The sequence below is a fragment of the Arcanobacterium pluranimalium genome (assembly GCF_016907845.1).
GTDB lineage: Bacteria > Actinomycetota > Actinomycetes > Actinomycetales > Actinomycetaceae > Arcanobacterium_A > Arcanobacterium_A pluranimalium.
The window spans coordinates 276,809-294,878 of sequence record NZ_JAFBCS010000001.1 but is presented as its reverse complement, the minus strand read 5'-3'; the positions used below and the strand labels follow the sequence as shown (position 1 = coordinate 294,878).

16 protein-coding genes are annotated in these 18,070 nt (G+C 50.4%); 9 read left to right on the top strand and 7 right to left on the bottom strand.

Translation table 11 applies throughout. The annotated features are described in order from the left end of the window. Nucleotides 1–257: 257 nt before the first annotated feature. Entirely contained in the window at nucleotides 258–1,079 is an 822-nt protein-coding gene (nadE, locus tag JOD55_RS01210) for an ammonia-dependent NAD(+) synthetase (RefSeq protein WP_204397937.1), read from the top strand. A 51-nt stretch (nucleotides 1,080–1,130) separates the two neighbouring features. Here the strand turns inward: nadE and JOD55_RS01205 are convergent, their stop codons facing one another. The 5 genes from JOD55_RS01205 to JOD55_RS01185 all read right to left on the bottom strand — a co-directional run bounded on the left by JOD55_RS01205 (nucleotide 1,131) and on the right by JOD55_RS01185 (nucleotide 5,870). Then, the gene (locus tag JOD55_RS01205) at nucleotides 1,131–2,066 is read right to left on the bottom strand and encodes a DUF808 domain-containing protein (RefSeq protein ID WP_204397931.1); all 936 of its coding nucleotides are present in this window, start codon (nucleotides 2,064–2,066) and stop codon (nucleotides 1,131–1,133) included. Between the two features lie 99 nt (nucleotides 2,067–2,165). After that, on the bottom strand, nucleotides 2,166–2,276 hold the full coding sequence (locus JOD55_RS01200) for a methionine/alanine import family NSS transporter small subunit (RefSeq protein WP_204397930.1): 111 nt from the start codon (nucleotides 2,274–2,276) through the stop codon (nucleotides 2,166–2,168). Between the two features lie 64 nt (nucleotides 2,277–2,340). After that, a complete protein-coding gene (locus JOD55_RS01195; RefSeq protein WP_204397929.1) occupies nucleotides 2,341–4,002 on the bottom strand; it encodes a sodium-dependent transporter in 1,662 nt (553 codons plus the stop codon). A gap of 211 nt (nucleotides 4,003–4,213) precedes the next feature. Continuing rightward, nucleotides 4,214–4,957, bottom strand: a complete 744-nt coding sequence (locus JOD55_RS01190) for a TRIC cation channel family protein (protein WP_204397928.1) — start codon at nucleotides 4,955–4,957, stop codon at nucleotides 4,214–4,216. A 7-nt stretch (nucleotides 4,958–4,964) separates the two neighbouring features. Continuing rightward, nucleotides 4,965–5,870, bottom strand: coding sequence for a macro domain-containing protein (locus JOD55_RS01185; protein WP_204397927.1), 906 nt, complete (start codon nucleotides 5,868–5,870; stop codon nucleotides 4,965–4,967). Between the two features lie 260 nt (nucleotides 5,871–6,130). Between JOD55_RS01185 and JOD55_RS01180 the strand changes: the two genes are divergently transcribed. Together JOD55_RS01180 and JOD55_RS01175 are read left to right on the top strand one after the other, a co-directional pair. Next, nucleotides 6,131–6,604 (top strand): ribonuclease H family protein, encoded by a 474-nt coding sequence (locus JOD55_RS01180; RefSeq protein WP_204397926.1) that lies wholly within the window; start codon nucleotides 6,131–6,133, stop codon nucleotides 6,602–6,604. Between the two features lie 88 nt (nucleotides 6,605–6,692). Beyond that, a complete protein-coding gene (locus JOD55_RS01175; protein WP_204397924.1) occupies nucleotides 6,693–8,813 on the top strand; it encodes a S9 family peptidase in 2,121 nt (706 codons plus the stop codon). An 87-nt stretch (nucleotides 8,814–8,900) separates the two neighbouring features. Here JOD55_RS01175 and mtnN read toward each other — a convergent pair whose 3' ends face one another. Further along, on the bottom strand, nucleotides 8,901–10,301 hold the full coding sequence (gene mtnN, locus JOD55_RS01170) for a 5'-methylthioadenosine/S-adenosylhomocysteine nucleosidase (RefSeq protein ID WP_204397922.1): 1,401 nt from the start codon (nucleotides 10,299–10,301) through the stop codon (nucleotides 8,901–8,903). A gap of 235 nt (nucleotides 10,302–10,536) precedes the next feature. After that, nucleotides 10,537–10,962 (bottom strand): Fur family transcriptional regulator, encoded by a 426-nt coding sequence (locus JOD55_RS01165; RefSeq protein ID WP_204397920.1) that lies wholly within the window; start codon nucleotides 10,960–10,962, stop codon nucleotides 10,537–10,539. Between the two features lie 741 nt (nucleotides 10,963–11,703). On the opposite strand from JOD55_RS01165, the gene nrdH reads away from it, so the two are divergent. From nrdH to JOD55_RS01135, 6 genes are all read left to right on the top strand, one after another. Then, entirely contained in the window at nucleotides 11,704–11,952 is a 249-nt protein-coding gene (gene nrdH, locus JOD55_RS01160) for a glutaredoxin-like protein NrdH (RefSeq protein WP_204397918.1), read from the top strand. Nucleotides 11,953–12,123: 171 nt separating this feature from the next. Continuing rightward, the gene (gene nrdI / locus JOD55_RS01155; protein ID WP_204397916.1) at nucleotides 12,124–12,525 is read left to right on the top strand and encodes a class Ib ribonucleoside-diphosphate reductase assembly flavoprotein NrdI; all 402 of its coding nucleotides are present in this window, start codon (nucleotides 12,124–12,126) and stop codon (nucleotides 12,523–12,525) included. Next, nucleotides 12,510–14,657, top strand: a complete 2,148-nt coding sequence (gene nrdE / locus JOD55_RS01150; protein WP_204397914.1) for a class 1b ribonucleoside-diphosphate reductase subunit alpha — start codon at nucleotides 12,510–12,512, stop codon at nucleotides 14,655–14,657. Before nrdI ends, nrdE begins: the two co-directional genes overlap by 16 nt. Nucleotides 14,658–14,758: 101 nt before the next feature. Next, nucleotides 14,759–15,736 (top strand): class 1b ribonucleoside-diphosphate reductase subunit beta, encoded by a 978-nt coding sequence (gene nrdF / locus JOD55_RS01145; protein WP_131281767.1) that lies wholly within the window; start codon nucleotides 14,759–14,761, stop codon nucleotides 15,734–15,736. Nucleotides 15,737–15,744: 8 nt separating this feature from the next. Then, a complete protein-coding gene (locus JOD55_RS01140) occupies nucleotides 15,745–16,362 on the top strand; it encodes a low molecular weight protein-tyrosine-phosphatase (RefSeq protein ID WP_239538927.1) in 618 nt (205 codons plus the stop codon). 291 nt (nucleotides 16,363–16,653) lie between these two features. Beyond that, nucleotides 16,654–17,922: a hypothetical protein gene (locus tag JOD55_RS01135; RefSeq protein ID WP_204397912.1), complete on the top strand. Its 1,269-nt coding sequence runs from the start codon at nucleotides 16,654–16,656 to the stop codon at nucleotides 17,920–17,922. Nucleotides 17,923–18,070: the final 148 nt, after the last annotated feature.

Below are 18,070 nucleotides of genomic sequence, written 5' to 3'. Positions count from 1 at the left end.
AGTTAAAAGTTAAAGCATTGTAGGTAGCGAAATGTAAGCGAAACAGTTCAGTTTGCTTTAATCCGTCTGTGTATGGTGCTACTTTTAATACCCAAATACTATTGATATTGCACTCAGTCTTGCACATTCTCAATAAGCCGTCTATAGAAAAATGATCAATTTGCTGTGAACATAATTACCCAAAACCGCTGGTTGTATGTGATCCGCTACTCGTTTTGGACTTTTTGTTGTGGCACAGCCAGAGTAGGCTACGTTCTATGCGAGAACTACAGCGAGAAATTATTGACGAACTCGGCGTGCTCCCGAGTATAGATCCTGCCTCTGAAGTGGAAAAACGAGTAGATTTTCTAGTCGAATATTGCCACCACACTAAAACAAAGGGTTTTGTGTTGGGCATTTCTGGTGGTGTGGATTCGAGTCTGGGAGGGCGTCTCGCCCAGCTGGCTGTAGAACGTCTGCGTGAACAAGGTCACGAGGCGACGTTTGTTGCCGTTCGTCTGCCCTATCGGGTTCAAGCAGACGAAGACGACGCCCAGGCCGCTTTGCGTTTCATCCAACCTGATCGCGTGGTCACGTTTAATATTGCAGATGCCGTTGATGCTTTTGAACAAGAATACGATCGCTCCGTTGTTGTGCCGATGACCGATTTTACCAAGGGAAACACTAAGGCACGCCTGCGCATGGTGGCGCAGTACGCGATTGCTGGAGATGAACACTTGCTTGTGATTGGCACCGATCATGCCGCTGAGGCCGTTACAGGGTTCTATACAAAATATGGAGACGGCGGTGCGGACGTCACCCCGCTCTCCGGTTTGAACAAACGCCAGGTAAGGGCGCTAGTTTCCTACCTTGGCGGAGAAGAATCGGTTGCGATGAAAGTTCCCACCGCCGATTTGCTCGATAAGAACCCAGGTAGAGCCGATGAGGACGAGCTTGGTCTTCGTTATTCCGATATCGACGACTACCTTGAAGGGCAAGATATTGACGAATCGGCAGCTCAAAAGATTGAGTCGATGTTTATCCGCACTCGTCATAAGCGCACGATGCCAGTAACTCCATCGGATATGTGGTGGAAATAGTAGCGAATTCTGCAAAGGAAAAGGAATAAATCGCCACGGTGATTGCCGAGATTAGCTCGAGTGCCGCTTGTGAACTGCCATCACCGGAACTGCGAAAACTGATCCCCAGATAAAACCAAAGATCATAGAAAGAACGGTATTGGCAGTCCAGCTCAGGAATCTACCGATTCCGGGCAGACTTTCAAGGGAGTGCGAGGCGCTGTGTACGGCGTCGTATATGGGACTCCACCCCAAATCCGCCAGGCCTTGAATGAACAGGTGACCACCGACCCACATCATGGCCAGTGTTCCCACCACCGAAATGAATGCCATAACTTTTGGCATCGCATTTACGAGTCCTGCTCCGATGCGTTTTCCGACGTCGCTTGCGCGTTTTCTGCTCATGAGTCCCACGCCGAGATCGTCCATTTTGACGAGCACGGCCACGGCACCATAGACCCCAGCAGTGATGAGGATTGCGGTGATGATCAATGCTCCTAAAAGCAGCCCAAAAGTTTCATCTTTGACTTCGTTAAGAGCAATCACGATGATCTCTGCCGAAAGAATGAAATCGGTGCGGATGGCTCCTCGAATCACCGCCTTCTCGGCGTCTTTACCCTGGTCTACGGCAGGTTTTTCCTGCTCTTGATCATGAGACGTGAAATGTTCGATCACTTTTTCACTGCCCTCGAAGCACAGGTACGTGCCACCGAGCATGAGCAGTGGAGTGAGTAGCCAAGGCGTCCACTGATTCATGGCCAGTGCTAGGCAAATAATAATCAGCTTGTTGACGATTGATCCTTGTGCGATTCTCCAAATAATGGGAAGCTCGCGTTTTGGTGATAAACCGCGCACATATTGCGGAGTTACTGCGGCATCGTCTACAACTACCCCAACGGCTTTGACGGAAGCTTTGCCGGCGGCAGCAGCGACGTCGTCCACACTTGCTGCAGCGAGTTTAGCGATTGCCGCGACGTCGTCGAGAAGAGCAGCCAGACCACCAGCCATAAAGAAAACCTCCGAGAAAAATCGTGCCAAAACGGCAGTGCTGAATCCAGTGTACTAGGTTCAACTCGATTGAATCTCGGAGGTTTTCCAAATAGTTTTCTATTCAGAATCATCCATTGGATGAGTGGTGAGGTAGACGATAGAGGCGATCAGGCCACCCCACACCGTACCTGTGGCAACAATCATCATGACGATTGCGGAAGTTCCCATAATAGTTATCCTTTTGTGCTTGAGAGCTTTGCGTTTGAAACGCTTGTGCTTGAGGTGCTTTCGGTTATCGGGCTGTGACTGCAGATTCGGACGTCAACAAATCCGAGTCAATATCCGTGCTGGTAGCGTGACTAGCCGCAGTAGCGCAACTGGCCGGAGCGTCGTCGTAACCACCTGAAGCTTCAATGCCATGAAAAGTCATCGGATTGAAATCATCGACCGGAGTTTTCCACCGCAGCAGGCTGAAAATAATCGAAGCGAGGATCGTGCTTGCGATCATGGCCCAACCGAATGTGGCGTTGAACCATACCGGATAACCGCCGTACGGCTCTTTGATCAGTTCAATCACCGTAGCTGCGAGAATAACCGTTAGTACAGCTGGGACGAGCACGGCAACCATGGCGTACCACCACGGACCGAGTTTCATCATTGAGTTGTAGTTCAGGTGCGCGCGCAGCAGCGGCAGGCGGCGCAGCACGAAAGAGACGAGGATACAGGCCAAAATAGCTGCACCTATAATTCCTAGTTCGTTGATGTACTTGTCCACGACGTCGAGGGCGTTGAGGCCATCGGTTGTGGAGAAGATAAATACCGAGGCGACGCCGGAAACGCCTGTGATCCACATGGTTGCGGCGCGACGAGAGATGCCGAACTTCTCTTGGAAGGCCGCGGAGGTGACTTGTAGCAAGGAAACGAGCGAGGTAAATCCAGCAATTGTGAGCGAAAGGAAGAAGACGATTCCGAAAAGTGGACCGCCTGGCATCATCGAAATAACTGCCGGGAAAGTTACGAAAGAAAGGATTGGTCCGCTCAAACCTTGCAGCTCATTTACTGGAATACCCTGCTGAGCGGCCATAAATCCGAGTGTGGCAAAAACGCCGATACCAGCGAGGATTTCGAAAGAGGAGTTGGCAAAGCCGGTAACGAGCGCGGTTGGCACGATATTAGATTTTGCTTTGAGATAGCTCGAGTAGGTGAGCATGATTCCAAAACCAACCGACAGTGAGAAGAAAATTTGAGAGTAGGCAGCGATCCACACACCGGGGTCGGAAAGCGCCGACCAGTTTGGCGTGAAGAAAGCGTTGAGTCCGTCAAGGGCACCTTGCAAGAAGAGGGCACGAATAACAAGAGCTGCGAAAATAACCACTAGGAACGGGATAAAGAATCGGTTGATCCGTTCGATTCCGCGCGTCACTCCCAGTGCCATCACGATGAATGCGGCGATCCATACGAGCGCGAGCGGAATGAAGATTCCCACCACGATATCGGCATTTACGCCAGGTTCTCCCACTTTGAGGAAGTCTTTGAGGAAGAACGAAGTGGTGTCCTCTCCCCAGGCGAGGTTGGTGGAGAACATGACATATCGAACTGCCCAGGCGAGAATCACCGCATAATAGGAGGTGATAACCACGCAGATCATCACGTGGAACCAGCCGATTGACTCCCAGGCTTTCCCAAGGCGTCGGAATACTGTGGGCGACGAGCCGTGGTAGCGATGCCCGAGTGCGTAGTCAAGGAGGAGAATCGGAATACCAGCGGTGAGAAGAGCTACGATATACGGAACAAGAAATGCGCCTCCACCATTGGTGTATGCCACACCGGGGAAGCGCCAAATATTGCCAAGTCCGATGGCTGAGCCGATGGCAGACATGATGAATCCGAATTGGCCAGACCATTCTTCACGATGACCGTGATGTTTTGAGTGATGCTTTGCTGCAGCAGACATGATTCCTCCGTGAATTATTTTCCGGATTTACAAGCTACACGGGTGTATCACATTGAGGAATATGTGTCCACAATGTGGAGATAGTGCGCTTCTAGCTGCAGTTATGTATTTGCGTATTTGTTGGTTGCGCTTACCTTGTAGGGTGGGGCTGGCTGGTTGCGTTTGCCTAACAGGTTGATTGCGTCTGCTTTACAGGGCAGGTTGGCCGAGTTTACCCGATAGGGTGATTATTTTGTTGCTGTTCCTCATGTTGACGCCGCAAAAAACGCAAGTTTCGGCGTCCAGCTTTCGCTGAGGGTTGCTGGAGTCGCCGTTTACGCATTCTGCTGGTAGCTGTGCGAATATCGTAAGCTTTCGGGAAAATCCACTGGTAGCGGCGTGCAAGTATTCCAAAAATAGAGCACAAGATGATCGCCGATCCCATGCCGACGGCATATTGGTGTCGGCTTTGGAAAAATACCATTTGAGCTGCCGCAAAAACGGAGAACGTGGCATACAGTGGGTTTCCACCGAAGACGGCGGGGATTTGGTTCACGAGCACGTCGCGTATCATTCCGCCACAAATCGCGGTCACAACACCCAAAAATATTGACGATACAACGCCAAGACCAGCAGAAAGTCCTTTAGAGGCACCTGTGGCAGACCAACACCCTAAGGCGAGAACGTCCCCAAAATTGAGTGCACGCTGCGACCACTTACTCTCCAAAGGCACAAAATAAGCAAATGTGGCAGCACCAAATGCGCCGCCCAAGTACCAAGGATCGGTCAATGCGACTGGAAATCCGATTCCGAGCATCATATCGCGCAGCAAACCTCCGCCAAGGGCGGAGGCCGCACCGAGAACTAAAAATCCAATCAGATCAAATCCGTGTTTACGTGCGAGGGTAGCACCAATCAAACCGTTGGCGATTACGCCAGTAACGTCAACAAGACGGAACAGATCTTCTGGATTCACGAGACTCCTAATCAGCTATCCAACGAGCTAATACGTCCATATAGACTTCAGCATCTTCGTCAGAGTGCACTGAGAACACCACAAGATCCATCTCAGAAGTCCGGTTCTTCATCCAGTCTTCCACAGTGCCCAAAGCGATCTCGGCGGCTTCAAGAACAGGGAATCCGTTCCATCCCGTTGAAATGGCTGGGAATGCGATGGAGTGGATATCGCCTTTTTCTACGGCGAGATCGAGGGCGTTCCAATAGCAGTTACGCAAGGCGAGACGATCGGCGTCGGTAGCTTCGCGGTTTTTCACGTCCGGACCGAGAGCGTGAATAATGTACTTGGTAGGCATGCGATATCCGCGCGTCATGGCGACGTCGCCCGGTTTTTCATTCTCGCCCTGCAATTCGATGATTTTTGCGCAATCGTTGCGCAGCCATGGACCCGCTTGTGCGTGGATTTCAGAATCCAAGCAGCCGTGCAGAGGAATCGGGCAGCCAGTGAGTTCAGGAAGTGCAGGATTGACGACGGCGTCCACCACGAGTTGGCGAATATCGCCACGGTAGAGCACTACCTGGTTTGCGTCGAGATAATCGCATTCGGGCAGGATTTCTGAGACGCGCCGCAGGTGAGAGGCCTCAACGCGTCCGCGCTTGCCTGTCTCACGGTAGAGAAGCGTGTTGATGGCGCGGGAGGTGATTGGGTCGATAGCTGCTGGCTCACGCAACGAGAGCTCGGCTTGAAGCCAACGGAACAGACCGTCGTCGGTGGAAAGATGTGCCATGGACGACGTGCCAGTGAAATGCTTGTTGCGCAGCCCGCCGAGCGCCGTCATGAGAAGATCGTAGTTTGACCGTTTGTCTTTTTTGGGATCCGGGAAGTCGCAATCGAGGTTGATAAGGTCGCGATATTCGGAAAGCTTCAGCATTGTTGCCCTTTCTCAGTTCTACTTACTAGATTAGCGAAGAATGCGCACATCTGAAATACAGGGAACGTGCTTTTCGCGATAAAATAGCAGCCGTCGTCGTAAACAATCGGTATAGAGATGTTGTGCACGGAGCGAAAGCGCTGCTTGAATGCTTGTGAACGAGATGGATGCTCGTAAATGAGTTGTGTGCTCGTGAATGAGATAGCACGCGAGCGTTGCGTTTGAGCGGTGTGCGTCAATGAGAAACGAGATAAAGAAAAATGCCAGTTCAGAAGCCTATTGGGAAACCACGCCCCGGATTTGATTTTGTGATTGCCACCGATGGCTCGTGTTCTGGAAATCCTGGCCCAGGTGGTTGGGCTTGGGTTGAGCAAATCTCGGGCAAATCCGAATCGGGCGGTTCGGTACAAACCACTAATAATATTATGGAACTCACGGCGATGATTAAGGCGCTTGAATACGTTGGCCCGGAGGGGAGCCTGCTGATTCGGGCGGATTCGTCGTATGTGATTAATTCGATGACGAAGTGGGCCAAAGGTTGGCGCGCCAAAGGTTGGCGCAAGTCGGACGGTAAACCGGTGCTCAATCAGGAGCTGATCGAACGGCTTCTCAACTTGTATGAATCGCGCACAGGCTACACAGAGGTGGAGTGGGTGCGTGGGCACAGCGGTGATGAAGCGAATGAGTTTGTTGATCGGGCCGCGGTTGCACAGACGCAGGCGCATTCGAAGTAGATCGTCTGATTCGTGTGAAGTAGATGCTCATACTCCCATATAGTTGATTATCAATATCTAATTTGACTCGGTTTTGTAGACTGGGTACATGAGTGAAGTACAAACCTATCCAGCTTATCCAGCTTATCCAGCTTATCCAGTGCCGGATCGCCAGCCCCAGCGGCGCGTCTTTCATGGCGACGAATTTATTGACGACTACGAGTGGCTCCGTGACGAAGAAAACCCCAAGGTCATGGAGCATATTTCGCAAGAAAATGCCCATTACGAAGAGTGCACGAAGCACCTAGCGGGTTTGCGTAAAACTATCGTTGACGAGATTGCTCGCCGCACCCAAGAAGACGACGTTTCTCCAGCAGTTCTGCAAGGCGACTACTGGTACTGGACGCGCACTTGGGAAGGAAAGAGCTATCCGGGACTCTTCCGCACGCGCGTCGTCGATCCAAATATGCGACCCAATCCGCAAGAAATCACGGATACAACCGTTGTATACGATGGCAATATTTTGGCTGCCGGGAAGGAATTTTTCTCAATCGGATCAACGGCGATTGCGCCTGACGGAAAGTTGGCTGCGCTCGCGATTGACGATTCTGGCGATGAAACATTTACGCTGCGTATCCACGATATTGACACAGGTGCAGTGGTTGATGACTCTCTCAAGGACGTCGCCTACGGCTTAGTGTGGAGCGCCGATTCGCGCCATATTTTCTATATGCGTACTGATGAAGCCTGGCGCAGTTTCCAAGTGTGGCGACATGAACTCGGTGCGGATCCCACCCTTGACCAGCTTATTTACCAGGAAGACGACGAAAAATTCAACGTCGGTATTGCGCGTTCTAACGATGGGTGTTGGCTTTCGGTGTTGGCTGGCTCCACGACGCAGTCCGAACAGCGTTTACTGTCTTTGCACGACGTCGATGCGGAAATGATCGTGGTCTGCCCGCGTACTGAGAATTTAGAGTACGCGGCTGAACCAGCAGGAGATCACCTGCTCATTACCCATAATTCAAATAATCCAGACTTTGAAATTTCTCGAGCGCCGATTGCGACCACCACCCCGGAGCAGTGGGAATCCGTTTTTAGTGCCGCCGATGGCGAGCATATTAATAGCGTGAGTGCTTATCGAGATTTTGCAGTAATTCAGATGCGATCTGGTGGTTCGCAGCAGCTTCGGCTGATGAAACGCTTAGGTGATGATTGGCAAAAACCGCAGGTTATCCCTGGTGCCGAACTCGCTTCAATCGAACTGAGCGCAGATGCGAATTGGGAGACGACGTCGATTCTGTTCTCCGTGGAGTCACTTATTCGCCCGGTCACCTATCAAAATTACGATGTGGTTTCTGGCGAGATAAGCATCGTGAAAGTCACTAACGTTCCTGGTTACGACGCCGGGGCGTACGTTGAGTACCGGGAATGGGCTACGGCGCAAGACGGTACGAAAATCCCGCTGACTATCGCTCATCGCGCTGATCTTGATCGCGCCGGGCATAACCCAGGATTGATTTATGGATATGGTTCCTACGAGATTTCGATGGAACCGTGGTTTAGCACTGCTCACCTGCCAATTCTTGACCGTGGCGTCGTGTATGTGGTTGCACATATTCGCGGTGGCGGAGAGATGGGGCGAAAGTGGTATGAGCAAGGAAAAATGCTGCATAAACGCAATACTTTCACCGATTTTATCGACGCCGCGCAGCACGTGGTCGATTCTGGGCTCGTCGATGGTGAAAGGATCGCGGCTGAAGGTGGTTCTGCTGGCGGCCTGCTGATGGGCGCTGTTGCGAATTTAGCACCGTGGCGATTCCGAGTTATTCATGCGGCTGTACCATTTGTGGATGCCTTGACCACAATTTTGAAACCAGAGCTTCCCCTGACCGTTGGCGAGTGGGAAGAGTGGGGAAATCCGATTGAATCCCAAGAAGTGTATGAGTATATGAAGTCATATTCGCCGTATGAAAATATTCAAGCGGTGGAATACCCTGCGATTTTGGCCTCTACATCAATCAACGATATTCGAGTGAGTTTCGTTGAGCCTACAAAGTGGGTCGCTAAATTGCGCGCAACGGTTACCAATGATTTTGGTGCGCGGCCGATTTTGCAAAGAACTGAGCTTGTTGCAGGTCATGGTGGTGGTTCTGGCAGGTATAAGCGCTGGGAAGACCGCGCTCACCAGCTGGCTTTTATGTTTGATCAACTCGGCATTACTGAGTGATTCTGCAGGTAGCAACTAAAATACTGGCGGAAAGTAGCACGGCGCTACTTTCCGCCAGTTCAGTTCACCATTGCCGGCTAAGCTAAGTTATTGCTGGTCAGCCACGGTAGCCAATGCTGAGCGCCACGATCCGTAACGCTGGCGAATTGCAGCTCCTGAGGGGTATTTGCGGTTTCCTGGTAGCGATTTGAGCCATTCAGAATATCCAGCAAATGAAGTGGTTTTATCGTTTTCTTGTGCATAGACGCGGTATTTGATGAGCGCGTTCGTGTAGTCAGTTTCTGTGAACTTGAGTCCGCCGCGCGCTCGGCCACGCTGTGGTTTGAGCCCGATCGACTGTAGGGCATCATTCCAGTATCCGTTGAAACGCTTAATGAGGGTCTGTGATGTAGGTGGCCAACTGTACTGACCGCGGCTACTCGACATCCCCAACTTCTCTTGAATGAGTGCGCGGGTGGAGTCGTAATCTTTGGCTGAAAGGGCACATTGCGTGCCATTGCATTCCTTGATCTTTTCGCGAGCTGCAGCGATGTAGGTCAAAACGGTGTCTAGCTGCTCAGAAGTAGCGAAGTGAAGATGTTGGCGTACAACTTCCACGTAGTCGACTGGCAGTTTAGTTAAATCGGCTTCTGTGAGCTTATTTTTTACGCCAAACATGAGGTAAAGCGCGGCCTTAAGTGCAGTGTTATCGAAGAACTGTTGCACATTGCTCGTCTCGAAATCGATGGCCAGTTGTGCTGCTCGGCGCAGAATTGAGAGAGTTGTGCATGCTGCTGCCTCGGCCACTTCGGAAAGTTCGGCATGGAATGTGACTGATTGTTCATCTGGCTCGCCACACAAATCAGAGATTCCCCGCACCGAAATAAAAGGAATACCCCACACGTTCGCTACCTGCGCAAATGCCTGAGATTCCATATCTGCTGTGATTGCTTCGGGGAACGCCTCGCGTATATCTCCCACATTGGAATCAGTAACGAAGAAGTCTGACGAGAGCATTTGACCAATACGTACAGTGGTTTCAGCTGTAATGAGGTCTGCGGAATCGGTTGGCATCACGCCGTCGTGAATATCGTTGATGAGATCTCGCGCCGAGGAGAGAAGAATTTCGGATCCAGGGAAGACGGCGGGCTGGCCCGGAACTTGACCACGTGCGTATCCGAACGCGGTTCCGTCCGCGCCACCATTGACGTACTGACTTCCAATGACGACTTGCCCTACACGCGCGTCTGGACTGAGGCCGCCTGCTGAACCTATGTTGATAATGGCTCGTGGCAGGTAATGGGTGAGAGCCCACGTGAGCTTAGACGCTGCTGAAACCATTCCGATGCGGCTTACCAACAAGAGGAGGGAAATTGAACCCCGTTTTACGAGATAGCAGTCTCCACCTGGGGAAGGGATAGTGGTGATTGTGTAACCGTCAAGGAGTGACCGGAAAGTGGCCATCTCCTCTGGCATTGCCGCAACTATTAGGGCGTTTACGCCGTTCATATGTATGTATTCTCCAAATATATTGATGGGATTGGTGAGGTGCTGTACGAAGTGATCCGTTCATCCGTTGTTCTTTGTATCTCGCCCAGAACAAAGCTGCTCTAAATTGACATAAGAGAACGGACTGTCCACTTTTTATAAGCTCTTCACACCCATTGTAGCGTGTAGTTAATACTGTTCTGCAAACGAAAGACTCATGTCTTCTATATTACTTGCTTGTTTAGGGTATAATTCCCTATTTTTCCAACTTCTTAACGCAGCGCGGGCAGTAGCCCCAGAACGTCACTTCTGCCTCGTCGATGAGGAATCCGTGGGAGTCTGAGGGTTCTAGGCACGGTGCTGAGCCTACTGCGCAGGGTATATCGATAACCGTGAAGCATGTGTGGCACACCAGGTGGTGGTGGTTATCGTGGGTGGCGATTTCGTAAAGCGGCACAGAACCGGCAGGCTCGATCTTTCGTAACAAGCCTTTTGCCGTGAGTGTGTGTAGTACGTCGTAGATTGCCTGGGTGGATACTGAACCTAATTTGGAGACCACGCCGTTTTTGATTTTTTCCGCGTTGGTGTGTGGTTTTCGGGAAACTTCTTCAAGCACAGAGATGCGTGGTCTAGTGACGCGCAAACCTGCTTCGCGTAGAGCTTCCGAAAACTTTGAATTCATAGGCTCTATTGTTCCTAGTTTTGCTCGAGGCTTCAACATTTCATGATCTTTGTAACCGTGGTTAAATGTCGGTCTTATACCGCTGCTTCTCGGTGGTGAGTGCGTTCTTTGTTGGTGGTCTGCTATTGGCGTGCCGGTGGCGTACGGGTGATCTGTTGGTAGCTTTTGCGCGACACTCCCATCGGCGCGACACGCCGATTTGTGGAGACAAAAATTTTGGAAATTTTCTCGCAGTGGAGAGTTTTTTAGGGAGAACTGTCCACAATTGTGGATATTTTTGTGCACATAGTGGGGAAAGTGGCTAAATATTTGTCCACATCTTGTGGATATGTGGATATTTTGGGTCGTAAAAATCTTTGGCTCATGAACATTCGGCACGCATTTTTGGCAGGAACCGGATTGCACAATAGAAACGTCCAGTTCTAATTCAGTGCCAAACTATGTTTTCTTGGAGCGGTCGTGGATATTGTTGCGAGTTAATAGTGGATTAGTTTGGGGCGGGGTTAGGGGTGAGAGAAAGTGCTCGCAAGGAATCCACATTCTACTCACTTTTGCACCTCGAAAAACAGTGAGATAGAACGCGGCGGCACGCCATCTAGTGGTCTCGAAAAACTTCCACCACTAGGTGTAGTGTCTATATTCGTACCTCGCAGATAGTGTGCGGCGGGCTGATAGATGGCCTGTGGCGAGCTATTTGTGAATATGAAAGTTGATTTATAGCAAATAGTGGAAGGAGAGCCAATGAGCATCACCGTTTATACAAAGCCCTCCTGCGTTCAGTGCAATGCAACCAAACGCGCTCTTGATAAGGGCGGTTTGGAATATGTTGAAGTTGATCTGACGCAGGACGAAGAAGCCCTGGCTACAGTCAAAGCACTTGGCTACCAGCAGGCTCCGGTTGTATTTGCTGACGGTGATCACTGGGCAGGTTTCCGTCCAGACAAAATCAAAGCGTTGATTACGGTCTCCGAAAAGGTTGCAACAGCTTAAATTTCTTAGTGCCGTTGCCGAAGAGCTATTTTCTTTCGGCAACGGCACTAGGGCAACTCTCTAGTAGTGCTAAGCCAATAAAACTGAGCAACAACAGCAGCAACTAGAGAAGCATTGAGAAGCAAAAAGGCAATTAAAACAGCGCAGCTTCAGGCAGGGAAGGCAAAATCGATGGTTAACATCGTGTATTTCTCATCGGCAACAAACAACACTCGGCGCTTTGTTGAGAAATTAGGTTTTCCTGCTCAACGTATTCCTCTCTACCCCTACGAAGATTTTCTTGAGGTGGACGAGGAATATGTGCTTATTGTTCCTACGTATGGCGGAGGAAACGAGCGAGGAGCTGTGCCGAAACAGGTTATTAAATTCCTCAACAACGAAAAAAATCGTTCCCTTATTCGCGGTGTGATTTCGGGTGGGAATACTAATTTTGGTGAGGCATACTGTTTAGCTGGAGACATAATCTCAGCAAAAACTCATGTGCCTCATATGTACAAATTTGAGCTACTGGGCACGCCATTGGACGTGCAAAAAGTTCGTAAAGGATTGGAAGAATTTTGGACACAACTTTAACAGACACTGGTGAAGAAATTACTGATCCAGCGCTTGACTACCATGCGCTCAATGCCCAGTTAAATCTTTACGACGCCGATGGCAAGATTCAGTTCGACGCCGATCGGCAAGCTGCGCGTCAATACTTCCTTCAGCACGTCAACAAGAACACCGTTTACTTCCACGACCTGGAAGAGAAGATGGAGTACTTGGTTGAAGAAGGGTATTACGAAAAGCGTGTGCTTGACCAGTACGATTTTGATTTCATCAAGAGTCTTTATAAAGCCTGCTATGCCCACAAATTCCGTTTCCCAACATTTTTGGGTGCTTTTAAGTACTACACGTCCTATACGTTAAAGACTTTTGACGGCACTCGTTATCTTGAGCGGTTCGAAGATCGCGTATGCATGGTTGCACTCACTCTCGCTGAGGGAAATGAGCAGCTCGCGATGGAGCTCATGGAAGAAATTATTGAGGGACGCTTCCAACCGGCAACCCCCACATTCCTCAATGCGGGTAAAGCAGCACGTGGTGAGCTTGTTTCTTGTTTCTTGCTGCGCGTGGAGGACAACATGGAATCAATTGCACGTGCAGTTAATTCCTCGTTGCAGCTTTCAAAGCGTGGTGGCGGAGTGGCGCTTAACCTCTCGAACCTTCGCGAGCTTGGTGCTCCGATCAAGAAGATTCAAAACCAGTCTTCGGGCGTGAATCCAGTTATGAAACTGCTCGAAGACGCATTCTCTTATGCGAATCAGCTTGGTGCTCGCCAAGGAGCAGGAGCTGTTTACCTGCACGCTCATCACCCAGATATTTTGCGTTTCTTGGATACCAAACGTGAAAATGCGGACGAAAAGATCCGAATTAAAACGCTCTCACTCGGCGTCGTCATTCCTGATATTACGTTTGATCTGGCGAAACGTAACGCTGATATGTATCTCTTCTCTCCGTACGACGTCGAGCGCGTCTACGGAGTGCCGTTCACCGAGATTTCGGTGACCGAAAAGTATGAAGAAATGGTGAACGACAAGCGTATTCGTAAATCGAAGATCAACGCTCGCCACTTCTTCCAAACGCTGGCAGAGATCCAGTTTGAGTCTGGGTATCCGTACATTCTTTTTGAAGACACCGTGAACAGGTTGAACCCAATTGAGGGTCGGATCACGATGTCTAACCTGTGCTCGGAAATTCTCCAGGTTTCACAGCCTTCTGAGTTTAATGCGGATTTGTCGTATGCCAAGGTAGGAAAGGATATTTCCTGCAATCTTGGATCGCTCAATATTGCGCGCACGATGGATTCGCCGGACTTCGGCAAGACGATTCGTACGGCGATTCGCGCGCTGACCGCCGTCTCCGATCAATCGGATATTTCCTCGGTTCCGTCCATTGAGCGTGGAAACCGGATGTCGCATGCGATTGGTTTAGGGCAGATGAACCTCCATGGATATTTGGGGCGCGAGCGGATTCATTACGGATCCGAAGAAGCGCTTGACTTCACCAATATGTATTTCTACACGGTGGTATACCATGCGGTGAAGAGCTCAATGGAAATTGCTAAAGAGCGTGGTGAACGTTTCGATAACTTTGAGAACTCTGATTATGCCAAGGGAACTTTCTTTGATAAATACACTGATCAAGAATGGGTTCCACAGACGCCGCGCGTTGTAGAGCTGTTCAAAGAGATTCACATTCCAACTCAAGAAGATTGGCGTGAGCTAAAGGCTGACGTGCAAAAGTACGGCATGTACAACCAGAATCTGCAGGCGGTGCCACCGACTGGTTCGATTTCATACATCAACAACTCAACGTCGTCGATCCACCCGATTGTGGCGCGAATCGAGATTCGAAAAGAAGGCAAGATCGGGCGCGTCTACTACCCGGCAGCCTATATGACCAACGACAATCTCGAATACTACAAAGATGCCTATGAGATTGGCCCAGAGGCGATCATTGATACGTATGCTGTGGCAACGCAGCACGTGGATCAAGGCCTATCGCTCACGCTGTTCTACCCAGACACAGTAACCACCCGCGATGTGAACAAGAATTACATCTATGCGTGGCGTAAAGGCATCAAGACGCTCTATTACATGCGAATTCGCCAGGCTGCTTTGGATGGAACCGAAGTCGAGGGTTGTGTTTCGTGCATGCTCTAAAGGTTCTGTAGAGATTTATGAGTCTCGAAAAGATCTGTAGCTTTTCCTAATATGGTTACGTGAGATAAGCACGTGAGCCAACGACTGCAAAGAAGGTATCGATGAATCCGCCAAAGTTGAAGCTGGTAGATAGCGTTCAAGCTATTAACTGGAACAAGATTACCGACGAAAAAGACCAAGAAGTGTGGGATCGTCTCACTGGTAACTTCTGGTTGCCTGAGAAGATTCCACTCTCGAACGACATTCAATCGTGGAACACTCTTAAGCCACACGAGCAGATGATGACGACGCGTGTTTTCACTGGTCTTACGCTGCTCGACACGGTACAGGGCACGGTTGGTGCTGTGTCTCTCATCCCCGATGCGATCACGCCGCACGAAGAGGCTGTTTACACCAATATTGCGTTTATGGAGTCGGTGCACGCGAAGTCGTATTCGTCGATTTTCTCTACGCTTATTTCCTCTGAGGAGATTGAAGAGACTTTCCGCTGGTCAGAGGAGAATGAGTACCTTCAGAAGAAGGCGAAGATTGTGCTCGATTACTATCGTGGCGACGATCCGGAGAAGCGCAAGGTTGCTTCAACCATGCTTGAGTCATTCCTCTTCTACTCGGGTTTCTATGCACCAATGTACTGGTCGGCTCATGCGAAGCTTACGAATACTGCTGATTTGATCCGCCTGATTATTCGTGACGAAGCTGTGCATGGCTACTATATTGGCTACAAGTACCAGCAGGCAGTGAAGAAGTCCTCGCCGGAGCGCCAGCAAGAGCTCAAGGATTACACTTTTGAGCTCCTCCTTGATCTGTACGATAACGAAGAGGGCTACACCGAATCGCTGTATGACGAAATGGGTCTGACCGAAGATGTCAAGATGTTCTTGCGCTACAACGCGAACAAGGCTCTGATGAATCTCGGATATGAAGCCTTGTTTGGTCCAGATCAGACTGCAGTAAATCCAGCTATTTTGGCTGCTCTTTCCCCAAGTGCGGACGAGAATCACGACTTCTTCTCTGGGTCAGGTTCGTCGTATGTGATCGGCACAGCCGAAGCCACCACCGACGACGATTGGGATTTTTAGTCAGGTTCATGATGACTTTTCGTGTGCTCGTCGTCTGTACAGGTAATATCTGCCGCTCGCCTATGGGTGAAATCGTTTTGCGGCAGCGGCTGCGCGACGCTGGAATCGATGAGGTTGAGGTGCGATCGGCCGGCGTTTCCACTGAAGAATCTGGAAATCCAGTGGATTCGCGGGCGTGCGCAGTGCTGGCCGAACATGGTTACGATACATCCAAATCTCACCGGGCACATCGTGCCACCGACGACGAGCTGCGAACTTCTGATTTGATCTTGGCTATGACGGTTGGTCACGCTCGCTCGTTGCGGCGGATGGTGGAATCTGCAGGTGGCGATATTAGCCGTATCCATTTGTGGCGCGAGTTTGACGGCACGGTTCCTTTTGCTCAGGGAGGTGTGTTTTCCGACGCCGGTGCGCTGGGGACACGCTCTGAGGTTTCCGGTGTTAATGGAAGCGGGAAGAGATCGCGTTACAGTGATTTTTATTCTTCGGACGGTAGGCTTGACGTGGCCGACCCATGGTACGGCGGAAAAGATGGGTTCTACGCCACGCTTGATACTGTTGAGCAGGGTGCGGACGGCATCGTACAGTGGTTGCGAGGTAGTGCGGAACTCGCTTTGCGTAAGTGAGGTGACGACGGCGTCGTCGTGCGTTACATGTGGTTGCTAACTTGCGGTTCGAACTAAGGTGTGGAACTTGCGGCTGATAGCTGTAAACAACAAGCGAAAAGTAAACTTTTTGTGAACATTTCATGATGTGATCGGATACGTCTCGTATCGCAAGCAAATTGTTGAGAATGTTGATTTCTTAAATAAGTAAGTGGTACTTCTGGTATTGGGACTAATATCCCAAATTGAGCAATTCGACCAAATGGTTTATTACTCAACTATTTTATTGGATAGTTCTCCAGGAGGAACAGCATGAAAATTGCGAAGAAGATTACTGGGGTGGCAAGCGTTGCTTTGCTGGCCTCGGGTATCACAGCAATTCCAGCATTTTCAGCGACGTTCATTAACAGCACGCCGGAAACTGCACGCATTGATAGCCAACTGCCGATGGTTCACACCCTGCGTGGGTCGGATCATCTCAAGGCTAATATCTTGAATCCACGGCCGGTTTGTAACGCAGGTGAAGATTACCGCACCATCGTTTACAAGGTGAATGACCACTTCTTACCGGTCGGTACGATTTCAACTACCAACCAAACCCAAGCAGACATCCCGCTCACCCAGAACCTTTCCAAGACGCAATCCATCAGCATCACCATCAAGGGTGATCGTACTGAAACAGCAGGTGCGAACATTGGTGGAGATGTGTCTGGGAAAGGTGGAAAGGGAAGCTTCGGAATTTCCTACAGCCTGGCACAAAACCTTGGCTTCAACATCTCCTATTCGCTCTCGTGGCAGGTAGGCCAGCAGATCGGCCCATACAAGGTGCCAGCTAACCACACCGGTGAAGCAACCTATGGTTTCCGCGCTATCACCATGACGGGAACTCAGCAGTTCTGTAAGGCGAACGGTACGTGGTCCGATGCGCTGCCTTGGATTTCGAGTGCGCCTGTGAAGAATGAAGTACGAGTCAAGCTCTACGATCTGGCATCTGGATCGATGAGCGAGACGTCGAATATCGGTGTTCAGGCTACCTCTGCAGAGTATCAGCAGGTTATTGAGCCAGAAGTGACTACTCCAAAGGGTGAAGCTCCAGCGGCTCCGCTCGCCAAGGATCTCTCGGTACGGCTCACCGCCGCTGCTGGTAAAGTCCCAGGATTCGCTGGGCTGGTGGCGCTTCGCGTGAAGAACGTGGGCACCGAACAGTACTACGGTGAATATCCAGCAGTGCAGTTCTTGGTGAAGGTCAAGACGGCTGACGGGCCAAAGGGTGTGGATCGCTTGATTACGCCTGGATACTTCAACGGTGCTTACACCGAGGATCTTGGATTTGATCGTAAGACGTCAACTCGTAGCTTCCTTGTGACACTCTCGAATCCAATTGAGCCAGGTGAGGAGAAGCTGATTGCTAACTTGAACTTCGGTGATGGCAACACCAAGCTTGGCCGTTTGACTAACACCATTGAAGTGTCGCAGATTAAGCGCGTTGACGGAGACACCTCTACCTACAACGACATTCGTATGAACTCTCCGGAAATTACTACCACTGACGGTGGTGCTGCACATAACGGCATTTTCTGATGAGGGATTTCTGAGCTGAGCGATATCGGGTTTCGACATGATCTGAATTCGATATTGGTGACGCGAAAAGGCGGGGTGGCTGCCACTTTGAACTTTCACCATGTGAAAGGAAGTGGCAGCCACCCCGCCTAGTTCAGCTATTGCCAGC